The organism is Marihabitans asiaticum, assembly GCF_007828725.1.
Taxonomy (GTDB): Bacteria; Actinomycetota; Actinomycetes; order Actinomycetales; family Dermatophilaceae; genus Marihabitans; species Marihabitans asiaticum.
Genome location: NZ_VIUW01000001.1, coordinates 793,148 through 806,585, shown reverse-complemented (window position 1 = coordinate 806,585; position 13,438 = coordinate 793,148). Strand labels below are relative to the sequence as shown.

At 68.2% G+C, this 13,438-nt stretch carries 21 protein-coding genes; 1 reads left to right on the top strand and 20 read right to left on the bottom strand.

The window, feature by feature from the left end; translation table 11 throughout:
- Positions 1 to 2: 2 nt before the first annotated feature.
- The 19 genes from rplN to FB557_RS03780 all read right to left on the bottom strand — a co-directional run bounded on the left by rplN (position 3) and on the right by FB557_RS03780 (position 12,805).
- Positions 3 to 371, bottom strand: coding sequence for a 50S ribosomal protein L14 (gene rplN / locus FB557_RS03870; RefSeq protein ID WP_144855670.1), 369 nt, complete (start codon positions 369 to 371; stop codon positions 3 to 5).
- A complete protein-coding gene (gene rpsQ / locus FB557_RS03865) occupies positions 368 to 670 on the bottom strand; it encodes a 30S ribosomal protein S17 (RefSeq protein WP_144855668.1) in 303 nt (100 codons plus the stop codon). The genes rplN and rpsQ overlap by 4 nt, the downstream gene beginning before the upstream one ends.
- The gene (gene rpmC, locus FB557_RS03860) at positions 667 to 909 is read right to left on the bottom strand and encodes a 50S ribosomal protein L29 (RefSeq protein WP_144855666.1); all 243 of its coding nucleotides are present in this window, start codon (positions 907 to 909) and stop codon (positions 667 to 669) included. The genes rpsQ and rpmC overlap by 4 nt, the downstream gene beginning before the upstream one ends.
- Positions 909 to 1,328 (bottom strand): 50S ribosomal protein L16, encoded by a 420-nt coding sequence (gene rplP, locus FB557_RS03855; protein WP_144855664.1) that lies wholly within the window; start codon positions 1,326 to 1,328, stop codon positions 909 to 911. The genes rpmC and rplP overlap by 1 nt, the downstream gene beginning before the upstream one ends.
- Positions 1,328 to 2,140: a 30S ribosomal protein S3 gene (gene rpsC, locus FB557_RS03850; RefSeq protein WP_144855662.1), complete on the bottom strand. Its 813-nt coding sequence runs from the start codon at positions 2,138 to 2,140 to the stop codon at positions 1,328 to 1,330. Before rpsC ends, rplP begins: the two co-directional genes overlap by 1 nt.
- On the bottom strand, positions 2,140 to 2,517 hold the full coding sequence (gene rplV, locus FB557_RS03845; protein ID WP_144856087.1) for a 50S ribosomal protein L22: 378 nt from the start codon (positions 2,515 to 2,517) through the stop codon (positions 2,140 to 2,142). Before rplV ends, rpsC begins: the two co-directional genes overlap by 1 nt.
- Positions 2,518 to 2,549: 32 nt before the next feature.
- A complete protein-coding gene (gene rpsS, locus FB557_RS03840) occupies positions 2,550 to 2,831 on the bottom strand; it encodes a 30S ribosomal protein S19 (protein ID WP_144855660.1) in 282 nt (93 codons plus the stop codon).
- Between the two features lie 13 nt (positions 2,832 to 2,844).
- Positions 2,845 to 3,681, bottom strand: a complete 837-nt coding sequence (gene rplB / locus FB557_RS03835) for a 50S ribosomal protein L2 (RefSeq protein ID WP_144855658.1) — start codon at positions 3,679 to 3,681, stop codon at positions 2,845 to 2,847.
- A 28-nt stretch (positions 3,682 to 3,709) separates the two neighbouring features.
- Positions 3,710 to 4,009: a 50S ribosomal protein L23 gene (rplW, locus tag FB557_RS03830; RefSeq protein WP_144855656.1), complete on the bottom strand. Its 300-nt coding sequence runs from the start codon at positions 4,007 to 4,009 to the stop codon at positions 3,710 to 3,712.
- Positions 4,006 to 4,656, bottom strand: a complete 651-nt coding sequence (gene rplD / locus FB557_RS03825) for a 50S ribosomal protein L4 (RefSeq protein WP_144855654.1) — start codon at positions 4,654 to 4,656, stop codon at positions 4,006 to 4,008. The genes rplW and rplD overlap by 4 nt, the downstream gene beginning before the upstream one ends.
- Before the next feature lies 1 nt (position 4,657).
- Entirely contained in the window at positions 4,658 to 5,314 is a 657-nt protein-coding gene (gene rplC / locus FB557_RS03820) for a 50S ribosomal protein L3 (protein WP_246074381.1), read from the bottom strand.
- A gap of 14 nt (positions 5,315 to 5,328) precedes the next feature.
- Positions 5,329 to 5,637: a 30S ribosomal protein S10 gene (gene rpsJ / locus FB557_RS03815; protein ID WP_012867945.1), complete on the bottom strand. Its 309-nt coding sequence runs from the start codon at positions 5,635 to 5,637 to the stop codon at positions 5,329 to 5,331.
- 377 nt (positions 5,638 to 6,014) lie between these two features.
- Positions 6,015 to 7,091: a YihY/virulence factor BrkB family protein gene (locus tag FB557_RS03810; RefSeq protein WP_144855652.1), complete on the bottom strand. Its 1,077-nt coding sequence runs from the start codon at positions 7,089 to 7,091 to the stop codon at positions 6,015 to 6,017.
- 192 nt (positions 7,092 to 7,283) lie between these two features.
- Entirely contained in the window at positions 7,284 to 8,477 is a 1,194-nt protein-coding gene (gene tuf, locus FB557_RS03805; RefSeq protein ID WP_144855650.1) for an elongation factor Tu, read from the bottom strand.
- A 111-nt stretch (positions 8,478 to 8,588) separates the two neighbouring features.
- A complete protein-coding gene (fusA, locus tag FB557_RS03800; protein ID WP_144855648.1) occupies positions 8,589 to 10,703 on the bottom strand; it encodes an elongation factor G in 2,115 nt (704 codons plus the stop codon).
- Positions 10,704 to 10,807: 104 nt separating this feature from the next.
- Positions 10,808 to 11,278, bottom strand: coding sequence for a 30S ribosomal protein S7 (gene rpsG / locus FB557_RS03795; protein ID WP_144855646.1), 471 nt, complete (start codon positions 11,276 to 11,278; stop codon positions 10,808 to 10,810).
- Entirely contained in the window at positions 11,278 to 11,652 is a 375-nt protein-coding gene (gene rpsL, locus FB557_RS03790; RefSeq protein WP_144855644.1) for a 30S ribosomal protein S12, read from the bottom strand. The genes rpsG and rpsL overlap by 1 nt, the downstream gene beginning before the upstream one ends.
- A gap of 314 nt (positions 11,653 to 11,966) precedes the next feature.
- Positions 11,967 to 12,515, bottom strand: a complete 549-nt coding sequence (locus FB557_RS03785; RefSeq protein WP_246074379.1) for a GNAT family N-acetyltransferase — start codon at positions 12,513 to 12,515, stop codon at positions 11,967 to 11,969.
- Complete coding sequence (locus FB557_RS03780) at positions 12,512 to 12,805, bottom strand: hypothetical protein (RefSeq protein ID WP_144855643.1); 294 nt, start codon at positions 12,803 to 12,805, stop codon at positions 12,512 to 12,514. The genes FB557_RS03785 and FB557_RS03780 overlap by 4 nt, the downstream gene beginning before the upstream one ends.
- A gap of 28 nt (positions 12,806 to 12,833) precedes the next feature.
- Between FB557_RS03780 and FB557_RS03775 the strand changes: the two genes are divergently transcribed.
- Positions 12,834 to 13,034, top strand: a complete 201-nt coding sequence (locus FB557_RS03775; protein ID WP_144855641.1) for a hypothetical protein — start codon at positions 12,834 to 12,836, stop codon at positions 13,032 to 13,034.
- Positions 13,035 to 13,110: 76 nt separating this feature from the next.
- Here the strand turns inward: FB557_RS03775 and FB557_RS03770 are convergent, their stop codons facing one another.
- Positions 13,111 to 13,386 carry an HU family DNA-binding protein gene (locus FB557_RS03770; RefSeq protein WP_144855639.1) on the bottom strand — a complete coding sequence of 92 codons (276 nt, stop codon included), beginning with the start codon at positions 13,384 to 13,386 and terminating at the stop codon, positions 13,111 to 13,113.
- Between the last annotated feature and the right edge of the window lie 52 nt (positions 13,387 to 13,438).

The window sequence follows — 13,438 nt, the reverse complement described above, 5'->3', positions numbered from 1 at the left end:
CTCTAGAGCACCTCCGGGGCGAGCGAGACGATCTTCATAAACTTCTTGTCGCGCAGCTCGCGGCCGACCGGGCCGAAGATGCGGGTACCGCGCGGGTCCCCGTCGGCCTTGAGGATGACCGCGGCGTTCTCGTCGAAGCGGATGTAGGACCCGTCGACGCGGCGGCGCTCCTTGCTGGTGCGCACGATGACGGCCTTGACGATGTCGCCCTTCTTGACGTTGCCGCCGGGGATCGCGTCCTTGACCGTGGCGACGATCGTGTCACCGATGCCGGCGTAGCGGCGGCCGGAGCCGCCGAGCACGCGGATGCACAGGATCTCCTTGGCGCCGGTGTTGTCGGCAACCCGGAGCCGGGACTCTTGCTGGATCACTTGGCCTTCTCCAGAATCTCGACGAGGCGCCAGCGCTTGGTGGCCGACAGCGGACGGGTCTCCATGATGAGGACGTGGTCACCGATACCGGCGACGTTGCCCTCGTCGTGGGCCTTGACCTTGTGGCTCTTGCGCATGACCTTGCCGTACAGGGCGTGCTTGACGCGGTCCTCGACCTCGACGACGACGGTCTTGTCCATCTTGTCGCTGACGACGTAGCCACGGCGGGTCTTGCGGTAGTTCCGCTCCGAGCTCTGGGCGGTCTCGCTCACGGTCTCTTCCTTCACGTTCTCGCTCACTTGCTCTCACCCGCCGGGGCCTGACCGATGCCGAGCTCACGCTCACGCATCTCGGTGTAGATCCGGGCGATGTCCTTGCGGACGGCCCGAAGGCGGCCGTGGGACTCCAGCTGGCCGGTGGCCGACTGGAACCGGAGGTTGAACAGCTCCTCCTTGGCCTTGCGCAGCTCGTCGACCAGACGGTCGTCGGCCAGCTGACGCAGCTCGGCGGGAGTCAGGTCCTTGGAACCGACTGCCATCAGATGTCACCACCTTCACGCGCGACGAAGCGGCACTTCATCGGCAGCTTGTGCATGGCCAGACGCATCGCCTCGCGGGCGACCTCCTCGTTGACACCGGAGATCTCGAACATGATGCGGCCGGGCTTGACGTTGGCGACCCACCACTCCGGCGAGCCCTTGCCGGACCCCATGCGGGTCTCGGCGGGCTTCTTCGTCAGCGGTCGGTCCGGGTAGATGTTGATCCACACCTTGCCGCCACGCTTCATGTAGCGGGTCATGGCGATACGGGCCGACTCGATCTGCCGGTTGGTGACGTAGGCCGGCTCGAGAGCCTGGATGCCGTAGTCGCCGAAGGCGATCGTCGTGCCGCCCTTGGCCATGCCGGTGCGGTCCGGGTGGTGCTGCTTGCGGTGCTTCACTCGACGAGGAATCAGCATCAGCTGTTCTCTCCCTCGCTGGTCGTCGGGGCCGAGGCAGCCGCCTCCTGGCTGGCAGGAGCGCCGCCCTCGGTCTGCTGGTTGCGGCGGGCGCGGGCCGGACGGTCGTCGCGGTCGCGACGGGGGCCGCGGCCACGCGGAGCGGCGGACGCCTGCTGGGCGGCGAACTCCTTCTCCGTCATGTCGCCCTTGTAGATCCAGACCTTGACCCCGATGCGGCCGAAGGTCGTGCGGGCCTCGTAGAAGCCGTAGTCGATGTTCGCGCGGAGCGTGTGCAGCGGCACCCGACCCTCGCGGTAGAACTCGCTGCGCGACATCTCGGCGCCACCGAGCCGACCGGAGCACTGGATCCGGATCCCCTTCGCGCCGGCGCGCTGCGCGGACTGGATGCCCTTGCGCATGGCGCGACGGAAGGTGACGCGGGCGGCCAGCTGCTCGGCGATGCCCTGGGCGACGAGCTGAGCCTCGATCTCGGGGTTCTTCACCTCGAGGATGTTCAGCTGCACCTGCTTGCCGGTGAGCTTCTCCAGCTCACCACGCAGGCGGTCGGCCTCGGCGCCGCGGCGACCGATGACGATGCCCGGACGCGCCGTGTGGATGTCCACCCGGACGCGGTCACGGGTGCGCTCGATCTCGACGCGAGCGATGCCGGCGCGCTCCATGCCGGTGGAGAGCAGCTTGCGGATCGCGACGTCTTCCTTGACGTAGTCGCGGTAGCGCTGCCCCTCCTTGCTGGAGTCGGCGAACCAGCGGCTCTTGTGGTCGTTGGTGATGCCCAGACGGAAGCCGTGCGGGTTGATCTTCTGACCCATCAGCGGGTCCCTCCCTTCGCGGCCTTCTCAGGCTTGCTCGTGACGAGGACGGTGATGTGGCTCGTGCGCTTGTTGATCCGGCCGGCGCGGCCCTGGGCCCGCGGGCGGAAACGCTTCATCGTCGGACCCTCGTCGACGAAGGCGGAGGAGATCACGAGGTTGCGCTCGTCGAACGCCTCCCCGGCCTCGTCGGCCTTGACGCGCAGGTTCGCGATCGCGGACTGCAGCACCTTCAGCGTCGGCTCGGCCGCGCCCTGAGGGGCGAACTGCAGCGTGGCGATGGCGGTCTGGGTGTCCTTGCCACGGATGAGGTCGACGACCCGGCGCGCCTTCATCGGCGTGACCCGGACGAACCGCGCGACGGCGCGGGCCTCCAGGGGCTGGGTCTGGGTGGTCTCGGTGGTAGCCATCAGCGACGACGTCCCTTCTTGTCGTCCTTCACGTGACCGCGGAAGGTGCGGGTCGGGGCGAACTCGCCGAGCTTGTGCCCGACCATCGCCTCGGTGACGAACACCGGGACGTGCTTGCGGCCGTCGTGCACGGCGAAGGTGTGGCCGAGCATGTCCGGGCTGACGACCGAACGACGCGACCAGGTCTTGATGACGTTCTTCGTGCCCGCTTCGTTCTGAGCGTCCACCTTCTTCTGCAGGTGGTCGTCGATGAAGGGGCCCTTCTTCAGACTACGAGGCATCTCCAGGCTCCTATCAGCGCTTCTTGCCGGTACGACGACGGCGGACGATCATCTTGTCGCTCGCCTTGCCGGGGCGCCGGGTGCGGCCCTCGGGCGTGCCCCACGGCGAGACGGGGTGACGGCCACCGGAGGTGCGGCCCTCGCCACCACCGTGCGGGTGGTCCACGGGGTTCATCACGACACCACGGACGGTCGGGCGCTTGCCCTTCCACCGCATCCGGCCGGCCTTGCCCCAGTTGATGTTGCTCTGCTCGGCGTTGCCGACCTCGCCGACGGTGGCGCGGCAGCGCACGTCGACGCGGCGGATCTCACCCGAGGGCATGCGAAGGGAGGCGAGCGTGCCTTCCTTGCCGAGCAGCTGGATGCTCGCGCCGGCGGCGCGGGCCAGCTTGGCGCCCCCGCCCGGACGCAGCTCCACCGCGTGGATGGTCGTACCGGTGGGGATGTTGCGCAGCGGCAGGTTGTTGCCCGGCTTGATGTCGGCCGAGGGGCCGTTCTCGATCGGGTCACCCTGCTTCAGGCGGTTCGGCGCGAGGATGTAGCGCTTCTCGCCGTCGGCGTAGTGCAGCAGCGCGATGCGCGCGGTGCGGTTGGGGTCGTACTCGATGTGCGCGACCTTGGCCGGCACGCCGTCCTTGTCGTGGCGACGGAAGTCGATGACCCGGTACGCGCGCTTGTGACCGCCGCCGATGTGGCGGGTCGTGATGCGGCCGCTGGCGTTGCGGCCACCACTCTTGGTCAGCGGGCGGACGAGCGACTTCTGCGGCGTGGAGCGGGTCACCTCGACGAAGTCGGCGACCGAGGAGCCGCGGCGACCGGGCGTGGTCGGCTTGTACTTGCGGATAGCCATAGTCAGTTACGTTCCTTGTCTTCCCCGGTCAGCCCTGGCCGCCGAAGATGTCGATCGCGCCCTCACGGAGGGTGACGATCGCGCGCTTGGTGTCCTTGCGCTTGCCCATCCCGAAGCGGGTCCGGCGAGTCTTGCCCGGGCGGTTCATCGTGTGGACCGACTCGACCTTGACGTCGAAGATCTGCTCGATCGCGATCTTGATCTCGGTCTTGTTCGCCCGCGGGTCGACGACGAAGGTGTACTTGCCCTCGTCGAGCAGCGCGTACGACTTCTCCGAGACGACCGGACGGATGAGGATGTCGCGGGGGTCCTTGGCGGTGATGCTCACTGGGAGTCCTCCTCGGTCTGCTTCGACGGGCCGGCGAGGAAGGCCTCGAGCGCCGCCTGGGTGAAGACCACGTCGTCGGCGCAGAGCACGTCGTAGGTGTTGAGCTGGTCGCTCCACAGGACGTGGACGTCCGGCAGGTTGCGCACGCTCTTGATCGCGACCTCGTCACCACGGTCGAGGACCACGAGGAGGTTCCGGCGCTCGGAGAGCGAGGAGAGGACACCGGCGACCGACCTGGTCGACGGAACCTCACCCTCGACGAGCGCGGAGAGGACGTGGATCCGTCCGTGGCGAGCACGGTCGGACAGGGCACCGCGCAGGGCGGCCGCCTTCATCTTCTTCGGGGTGCGCTGGGTGTAGTCACGCGGCTGCGGGCCGTGGACGGTGCCACCGCCGGCGAACTGAGGGGCGCGGGTCGAGCCCTGACGGGCACGGCCGGTGCCCTTCTGGCGGTACGGCTTGCGCCCGCCACCGCGAACCTCACCGCGAGTCTTCGTCGCGTGGGTCCCCTGGCGCGCCGCGGCGAGCTGGGCCACGACGACCTGGTGGATCAGCGGGACGTTGGTCTGCACGTCGAAGACCTCGGCGGGCAGCTCCACCGTGCCGGACTTCTCGCCGGCCGGGCTGAGGATGTCGATCGTCGGCACGTCAGGCTCCCTTCACCGCGTTGCGGACGAGGACGACGCTGCCGCGGGGGCCGGGGACGGCGCCCTTGACGAGCAGCAGGCCCTTCTCGGCGTCGACCGAGTGGATGGTCAGGTTCTGCGTGGTCTGGCGCACCCCACCCATGCGACCGGCCATCCGCATGCCCTTGAAGACCTTGCCCGGGGTGGCGCAGCCACCGATCGAGCCCGGCTTGCGGTGGTTACGGTGCGCACCGTGGCTGGCGCCCACGCCGTGGAAGCCGTGCCGCTTCATGACACCGGCGAAGCCCTTGCCCTTGGTGGTCGCGGTGACGTCGATGAGGTCGCCGCCCGCGAACACCTCGGCGGTGAGCTCCTGGCCGAGCGAGTACTCGGAGGCATCGGAGGTCCGCAGCTCGATGGTGTAGCGACGGGGGGTGACCCCGGCCTTCTCGAAGTGGCCACCCTCGGGCTTGTTGACCTTGCGCGGGTCGATGGCGCCGAAGGCGATCTGGACCGCCTCGTAGCCGTCGGTCTCGGTGGTACGGACCTGCGTGACGACGCACGGCCCAGCCTGGATGACGGTCACGGGGACGAGACGGTTCTCGTCGTCCCAGACCTGGGTCATACCGAGCTTCTCGCCGAGGATGCCCTTGACGGTCTTGTCGATAACAGTAGTCATGGTCTTCCCTGCGATCAGAGCTTGATCTCGATGTTGACGTCCGCAGGCAGGTCGAGCCGCATGAGCGAGTCGACGGCCTTGGGCGTCGGGTCGATGATGTCGATGAGTCGCTTGTGCGTACGCATCTCGAAGTGCTCGCGGCTGTCCTTGTACTTGTGCGGCGACCGGATCACGCAGAACACGTTCTTCTCCGTGGGCAGCGGCACCGGGCCAACAACCGTCGCGCCGGCACGGGTCACCGTGTCGACGATCTTGCGCGCCGAGCTGTCGATGACCTCGTGGTCATACGACTTCAGTCGGATGCGGATCTTCTGTCCGGCCATCTGAGCCTGTCTCTTTCTCGCCGTCGTGCAGTGGTCTGTTCTGGCCGGCCCTGCCGGACCTCCGACCCACGCGGTCGGGTGTGTCGCACCCGCTCCGCAGCGCACGTCAGCCCATGCGGGCATGACGTCCGAGTCGGCGGTCCGGTCGAGCCGGAGCTTGATCCTCCCGGTCAGGTCGCCCCGCCGTCGATGGCGGTTCGATTTACTTGTCCCGGGGTGGCGACGGCCGTGAGCGGCTGTCGCACATCAAGCAACCCATCTAGTGTGCCAGAGCCGGTCCCGGCCGGACAAATCCGGGCGGAACCGGCTCTGGAGTGCGGTCACCTGAGCGGCCCGCGCGCCCGAGCGCACGGGGGCTTACGCCGCCCCCGACGGGGTCAGTCGTCCCTGCCGTTGCGGCCCGAGTGCCGCGCGCTCATCCGGATCTTGCGCCCCTTGGCGACGGACTCTTCTTCCTTCTCCTCCGCCTTCTCCGAGGCCGCGGTGTCCCGCGGCGGGAGCTGGATCTCCTCCTCCGCCTCGATCCCGGCCTGGAGCTGGCGGCCCCGCTCGATCTCGGCGTCGACCTCGGCCCCGAGCAGGAGGACCGTGTTGATGATCCACAGCCACAGCAGGAAGATGATCACGCCGGCCAGCGAGCCGTAGGTGGCGTTGTAGGAGCTGAAGTTCGCCACGTAGAAGCCGAACGCGACGGTCGCGAGGATCGCCACGAGGATCGCGACGGCGGCGCCCGGGGTGACCCAGCGGAACGCGGGATGGCGCACGTTGGGGGTGAAGTAGTAGAGCGAGGCGACCATCACCACAACGAGCAGGAGCATGACCGGCCACTTGGCGATCCCCCAGACCATCACCGCGGTGTCGCCGAGGCCGATCACGCTGCCGATCGCGTCGGCCACCCCACCGGACACGACGAGGCCGAGCGCCAGGAGGACGGCGAGCACGACCAGGCCGGCGGTGACGAGGAGCATCTGCGGGCGCAGCTTCCAGATCGGGCGGCCCTCGTCGACCTCGTAGATCGTGTTCATCGCCTTGCCGAACGCGGTGACGTAACCCGACGCCGACCAGAGCGCACCCAGCAGACCGACGACAAGACCGATCCCGGCACCGCTGGCGTTGACCATGTTCGAGATCGGGCCCTCGAGCTGGTCGGCAGCACTGCCGGAGCCGAAGCGGTTGATCAGGTCGAGGATCGCGTTGGTCGTGCTCTCCCCCTGGCCGAAGACACCGAGGAGGGAGACCACCGCGAGCAGGGCCGGGAAGAGCGAGAGGACGCCGTAGTAGGTCAGGGCGGCGGCGAGGAGCGTGCACTGGTCCCTGGAGAACTCCGAGACTGCCTTGCCGAGCACGTACTTCCACGTCCGTCCGTCGAGCTCGGTCGGAGTGCCCGGCTTACGGTCGTCTTCGGGATGCGGCGCCGTTGACGCCTTGGTCGAGGCGGAGCTTTCGCTGGCCATGTCTCCCCTTGTGGCTCGGGTTGGTCACCTGGTGCTCCAGGCGCTGATCTAGGCCCCAGCCTATGCCTCCTTCGCTCCCCCATGGGCCTTTGACCAGCGGCGACACTCCCCCTTCGGCATGACGAAGGGGGCCGACCCACCCGTAGTGGATCGGCCCCCTTCGCGAGGTGCTGACCTTGAGTCAGCGGTGGATCACTTGAGGATCTTGGTGACCCGGCCGGCGCCGACGGTCCGGCCACCCTCACGGATGGCGAACTTCAGGCCCTCCTCCATGGCGATCGGCTGGATGAGCTCGACCTTCATGTCGGTGTTGTCGCCGGGCATGACCATCTCGGTGCCCTCGGGCAGGCTCACGACACCGGTGACGTCCGTGGTCCGGAAGTAGAACTGCGGACGGTAGGAGTCGTAGAACGGCGTGTGCCGGCCACCCTCGTCCTTGGACAGGATGTAGACCTGACCCTCGAACTCGGTGTGCGGGGTGATCGAGCCCGGCTTGCAGATGACCTGCCCGCGCTCGACGTCCTCACGCTTGGTGCCGCGAAGCAGCAGACCGACGTTCTCGCCCGCGCGGCCCTCGTCGAGCAGCTTGCGGAACATCTCGATGCCGGTGACCGTCGTGGTCGTCTTGCCCTCGCGGATGCCGACGATCTCGATGTCGTCGTTGACGTTGAGGACGCCACGCTCGATACGGCCGGTGACGACGGTGCCACGACCGGTGATGGTGAAGACGTCCTCGACCGGCATGAGGAACGGCTTGTCGACGTCACGCTCGGGCTCGGGGATGCTCTCGTCGACCGCGTCCATGAGCTCGAGGATGGAGTTGCTCCACTTCTCGTCGCCCTCGAGGGCCTTGAGCGCGGAGACGCGCACGACCGGGACGTCGTCGCCGGGGAACTCGTAGGAGGACAGCAGCTCGCGGACCTCCATCTCGACGAGCTCCATGATCTCCTCGTCGTCGACCATGTCCGACTTGTTCAGCGCGACGATGATGTAGGGGACGCCGACCTGGCGGGCCAGGAGGACGTGCTCCTTCGTCTGCGGCATCGGGCCGTCGGTGGCGGCGACCACGAGGATCGCGCCGTCCATCTGGGCCGCGCCGGTGATCATGTTCTTCACGTAGTCGGCGTGACCGGGGCAGTCGACGTGCGCGTAGTGACGCTTCTCGGTCTGGTACTCGATGTGCGCGATGGAGATGGTGATACCGCGCTGCTTCTCCTCGGGCGCCTTGTCGATCGAGTCGAACGGGGACGCCTCGTTCAGCTCCGGGTACTTGTCGTGCAGCACCTTGGAGATCGCGGCCGTCAGCGTCGTCTTGCCGTGGTCGATGTGACCGATGGTGCCGATGTTGACGTGCGGCTTGGACCGCTCGAACTTTGCCTTCGCCACTTGCTTGTCCTCCTCAGGACTTCTTCTTGGTTACGCCGTGATCCTGCCTGGACATGGCGTCGTTCATGGGGGTGTTGCGTGGAACGCGTCGGATTCGGGTAATGCTACCCGTCACTCGCCGCGGGTCTTCTTGATGATCTCCTCGGACACCGCCTTGGGGACCTCGGCGTAGGAGTCGAACTCCATCGAGAAGCTCGCCCGACCCTGGGTCTTGGAGCGGAGGTCACCGACGTAGCCGAACATCTCGGACAGGGGGACGAGCCCGCGGACCATCTTGGCGCCGCTGATGTCCTCCATGCCCTGGACCTGACCACGGCGGGCGTTGATGTCGCCGATGACGTCACCCATGTAGTCCTCCGGGGTGCGCACCTCGACGGCCATCATTGGCTCGAGCAGGACCGGGTCGGCCTTGCGGATGGCCTCCTTGAAGGCCATCGAGCCGGCGATCTTGAACGCCATCTCCGAGGAGTCGACGTCGTGGTAGGCGCCGTCCAGCAGCGTGGCCTTGACCCCGACCATCGGGTAGCCGGCGAGCACGCCGTACTGCATGGCGTCCTGGATGCCCGCGTCGACGCTGGGGATGTACTCCTTCGGGATGCGGCCACCGGTGACCTTGTTCTCGAACTCGTACATCTCGCCGTCGGTGGTCTCCAGCGGCTCGAAGTTGAGCTGGACCTTCGCGAACTGACCCGACCCACCGGTCTGCTTCTTGTGGGTGTAGTCGTACTTCTCCACCGAGCGGCGGATGGTCTCGCGGTAGGCGACCTGGGGCTTGCCGACGTTGGCCTCGACCTTGAACTCGCGCTTCATCCGGTCCACGAGGATGTCGAGGTGCAGCTCGCCCATGCCGGCGATGATCGTCTGACCGGTCTCCTCGTCCAGGGACACCTGGAAGGTCGGGTCCTCCTCGGCGAGCTTCTGGATCGCGGTGCCGAGCTTCTCCTGGTCGCCCTTGGTCTTGGGCTCGATGGCCACCTGGATGACCGGCTCGGGGAAGCTCATCGACTCCAGCACCACCGGCTCCTCGAGGGAGCAGAGGGTGTCACCGGTCGTCGTGCTCTTCAGGCCGATGGCGGCGTAGATGTGGCCCGCCATCGCGTCCCCGACCGGGTTCTCCTTGTTGGCGTGCATCTGGAACAGCTTGCCGATGCGCTCCTTCTTCTCCTTGGTGGAGTTCAGGACCTGGGTGCCGGCGGAGATGTGCCCGGAGTACACGCGGATGAAGGTCAGCGTGCCGAAGAAGGGGTGCGAGGCGACCTTGAACGCCAGCGCCGCGAACGGCTCGTCCTTGGCCGGCTTGCGCAGCACCTCGACCGACTCGTCGCCGAGGGCGTGGCCGTGCATCGGGGGCACGTCGACCGGGCTCGGCAGGTAGTCCTTGACGGCGTCGAGGATCGGCTGCACGCCGCGGTTCTTGAAGGCGGACCCGCAGAAGACCGGGTACAGCTCGGAGTTGACGGTGAGCTTGCGGATGCCCGCCTTGAGCTCGTCGACGGTCAGCTCCTCGCCGCCGAGGTACTTCTCCATGAGGTCGTCGTCGGACTCCGCGACCCGCTCGACGAGGTGCTGGCGGTACTCCTCGGCCTTGGCCTGGAGGTCCTCGGGGATCTCGCGGGTCTCGTACTCGGCGCCCATGGTGACGTCACCCTTGGCGTCGCCGGGCCACACGAGCGCGCGCATGTAGAGCAGGTCGACCACGCCGACGAAGTCGTTCTCCGCGCCGATCGGCAGCTGCATCACGAGCGGCTCGGCGCCGAGGCGGTCCTTGATCGTCTGCACGGTGAAGTAGAAGTCGGCGCCCAGCTTGTCCATCTTGTTGACGAAGGCGATGCGCGGGACCTCGTACTTGTCCGCCTGGCGCCACACCGTCTCGGACTGGGGCTCGACACCCTCCTTGCCGTCGAAGACCGCGACCGCGCCGTCGAGCACGCGCAGGCTGCGCTCCACCTCGACGGTGAAGTCGACGTGGCCGGGGGTGTCGATGATGTTGACCTGGGTGCCCTCCCAGAACGAGGTGACCGCGGCCGACGTGATCGTGATGCCGCGCTCCTTCTCCTGCTCCATCCAGTCGGTGGTCGACGCACCGTCGTGGGTCTCACCGATCTTGTGGTTGACACCGGTGTAGAAGAGGATGCGCTCAGTCGTCGTCGTCTTGCCGGCGTCGATGTGCGCCATGATGCCGATGTTGCGGACCTTCGTGAGGTCCGTCAGGACGTCCTGTGCCACGTGTGTCTCTCTCGCTCGTTGCGGGTTCGTCTTGGGGGCCGCCGTGCGGCCCGGTGCCGGGGCGAAGGGGGAGGCTGCCTCCCCCTTCGCCCCGCTCTGGGGTCTTACCAGCGGTAGTGGGCGAAGGCCTTGTTGGACTCGGCCATCTTGTGGGTGTCCTCGCGACGCTTCACCGCAGCGCCGAGGCCGTTGCTCGCGTCGAGGATCTCGTTCATCAGCCGCTCGGTCATCGTCTTCTCACGACGCTGGCGGGCGTAGCCGACGAGCCAGCGCAGCGACAGCGTCGTGGCGCGGCCGGGCTTGACCTCGATCGGGACCTGGTAGGTCGCGCCACCGACGCGGCGGGACTTGACCTCGAGGCTCGGCTTGACGTTGTCGAGCGCGCGCCGCAGCGTCTGGACCGGGTCGGTGCCGGTCTTCTCGCGGCAGCCCTCGAGGGCGCCGTAGACGATGGACTCGGCGATCGACTTCTTGCCGTCCATGAGGATCTTGTTGACGAGCTGGGTGACGAGCGGGCTCTGGTAGACGGGGTCGACGACCAGAGGGCGCTTCGGAGCAGGACCCTTGCGAGGCATTACTTCTTCTCCTTCTTGGCGCCGTACCGGCTGCGGGCCTGCTGACGACCCTTGACGCCCTGGGTGTCGAGCGAGCCGCGGACGATCTTGTAGCGGACACCGGGGAGGTCCTTCACCCGGCCACCACGCACGAGCACGATCGAGTGCTCCTGGAGGTTGTGGCCGACGCCCGGGATGTAGGCGGTGACCTCGATGCCCGACGTGAGGCGCACACGGGCGACCTTGCGCAGGGCAGAGTTCGGCTTCTTGGGGGTGGTGGTGTACACGCGGGTGCACACGCCACGGCGCTGCGGAGAGCCCTTGAGGGCAGGAGTGGCGACCTTGGTGGTCTTGTCCTGCCGGCCCTTGCGCACCAGCTGGTTGATGGTAGGCAACCTGAAAACTCCGTACGTCGATGATCTTCTGCGCGCCGACCTGGGCCGGTCACGCTCCTTGGGGTGACCCTCACCGACCCCCGATGTCGGGCGTGTCGGCGACGGCGCTCTCCCCTGCACTCCCCGATCTGCGCTCCGACGTCACCGTCGGGGGGCAGGGCACGAGGCGCCCGGCGAGAGAGGTAGCTGCTCGAACCGGGTGGTTCGAGACACCGCGTGCGCGTCGACCACCTCCCGGCGGGTCAGCACACGAGGGTCAACGATACCGGCGCGGCGGCGCGGGCCACAAATCGCGGCCGGAGGCCCCCCTTCGCTCAGTCCTTCAGGCGCTCGAAGGCCGGCGCGTACCGGAAGGGTCCGGCCAGCTCTGGTCGCCAGGCGCGCAGCGCCTTGGCCTGGAAGAAGCGGTCGGGCCACGGGCCCGGCGAGCCGATCCCGAGGTCGACCGCCGGGACGAACCCGAAGAAGCCGTAGTAGTCGGGGTCTCCGAGCAGGACGATGACCGGGTCCCCCCGTCGCTCGGCGGTCGCGATGACGGCCGACATCAGGGCCGCGCCGATCCCCCGCCCCTGCAGGTCGGGTCGCACGCAGATCGGACCGAGCCCGATGGACGGACGGCCGGCGAGGTCACCGGTGGAGCAGGCGACCTGACCGACGACGGCGCCGTCGACCTCGGCCACCAGGGTGAGCTCGGGCACGAGGTCGCCGTCGGCGCGCAGCTCGCCGAGCAGACGCCGCTCGACCGTCCCGGCTCCCCCTGCGTCAGTGGCGAAGGCCGAGTCGACGAGCGCCGCGACCGCCGCGTCGTCGGCGCGGGTCTGCGGGCGAAGGACGAGAGCATCGCGCAGGTCGGGCGCGCTCATCGGTGGTACCAGTCCACGATCATCTGCGCGTTGCCGGTGAGGAAGAGGGCGAGGAAGGCCACCGCCGCCCCGAGCAGGACCACCGCGAGGACCGTCGCGCTCGTGCGGTCCTTGCGCACGAGCATCGTCACCGCCACCGCGGCCATGGCGAGCCCGAGGACCTTCGACGCGCCGCCGGGCTTGACCAGCAGCGCGACCGCGCCGACGGCGAGCACACCGGCAAGCAGCCATCGGCCGACCGTCGCGCGCGCGGTCATCGCGCGCTCCTCCCGGTGACTCACCTGGCTCATCCTGTCACCCCGAGCGGTAGACCGAGGCATGGACTTCTGGATCATCCTCGTGCCCTTCCTCCTCGTCCTGCTCGCCCTGCTGGTCGTCCTGGCCCGACGGTCAGCGTCGATGGGCGGCGAGGCCGAGTACGACCGCCGGCTGCTGCGCGGCGAGGCCATCAACGGCACCCCGTTCCCAGGCCACAGCGGTGGGGGTCGCACGACCAACCCCCAGCGCCGGCGCCGGTAGCGGCACACCGCGCCAGGGCACGACGAAGGGGGTGAGGCCGGCGGCCTCACCCCCTTCGTCAATCAAGCGGGACTCACTACCCCTTCGCGGCCGCCTTGAGGGCGGAGCCGGCGGAGAGCTTGGCGGCGTAGCCGCCGGGGATGGTCATCTCCGCACCGGTCTGCGGGTTGCGGCCCTTGCGCTCGGCGCGCTCGACGCGCTCAAGGCTGAAGAAGCCGGGGACGGTGACCTTCTCGCCCTTGCCGACCGCGTCGGAGAGGACCTCCTGGAGGGCGGTGATGACCTCGGCGGCGTTGGACTGCGAGACGCCCGCCTTCTCGGCGACGGCGCTGGCGAGCTCGGACTTGTTCATGGGGGATCTCCCATTTCTGTAGGGGGCTCGAACAAGGGCCACTCCACCACGA

What these genes read in the sequence shown, in the direction of transcription:
- rpmC (WP_144855666.1), bottom strand. Translation starts at nt 909, where the DNA reads ATGGCAGTCGGTTCCAAGGACCTGACTCCCGCCGAGCTGCGTCAGCTG.
- rplP (WP_144855664.1), bottom strand. Translation starts at nt 1,328, where the DNA reads ATGCTGATTCCTCGTCGAGTGAAGCACCGCAAGCAGCACCACCCGGAC.
- rpsC (WP_144855662.1), bottom strand. Translation starts at nt 2,140, where the DNA reads ATGGGTCAGAAGATCAACCCGCACGGCTTCCGTCTGGGCATCACCAAC.
- rpsS (WP_144855660.1), bottom strand. Translation starts at nt 2,831, where the DNA reads ATGCCTCGTAGTCTGAAGAAGGGCCCCTTCATCGACGACCACCTGCAG.
- rplB (WP_144855658.1), bottom strand. Translation starts at nt 3,681, where the DNA reads ATGGCTATCCGCAAGTACAAGCCGACCACGCCCGGTCGCCGCGGCTCC.
- rplC (WP_246074381.1), bottom strand. Translation starts at nt 5,314, where the DNA reads ATGACTACTGTTATCGACAAGACCGTCAAGGGCATCCTCGGCGAGAAG.
- rpsJ (WP_012867945.1), bottom strand. Translation starts at nt 5,637, where the DNA reads ATGGCCGGACAGAAGATCCGCATCCGACTGAAGTCGTATGACCACGAG.
- FB557_RS03810 (WP_144855652.1), bottom strand. Translation starts at nt 7,091, where the DNA reads ATGGCCAGCGAAAGCTCCGCCTCGACCAAGGCGTCAACGGCGCCGCAT.
- rpsG (WP_144855646.1), bottom strand. Translation starts at nt 11,278, where the DNA reads ATGCCTCGCAAGGGTCCTGCTCCGAAGCGCCCTCTGGTCGTCGACCCC.
- FB557_RS03785 (WP_246074379.1), bottom strand. Translation starts at nt 12,515, where the DNA reads ATGAGCGCGCCCGACCTGCGCGATGCTCTCGTCCTTCGCCCGCAGACC.
- FB557_RS03780 (WP_144855643.1), bottom strand. Translation starts at nt 12,805, where the DNA reads ATGAGCCAGGTGAGTCACCGGGAGGAGCGCGCGATGACCGCGCGCGCG.
- FB557_RS03775 (WP_144855641.1), top strand. Translation starts at nt 12,834, where the DNA reads ATGGACTTCTGGATCATCCTCGTGCCCTTCCTCCTCGTCCTGCTCGCC.
- FB557_RS03770 (WP_144855639.1), bottom strand. Translation starts at nt 13,386, where the DNA reads ATGAACAAGTCCGAGCTCGCCAGCGCCGTCGCCGAGAAGGCGGGCGTC.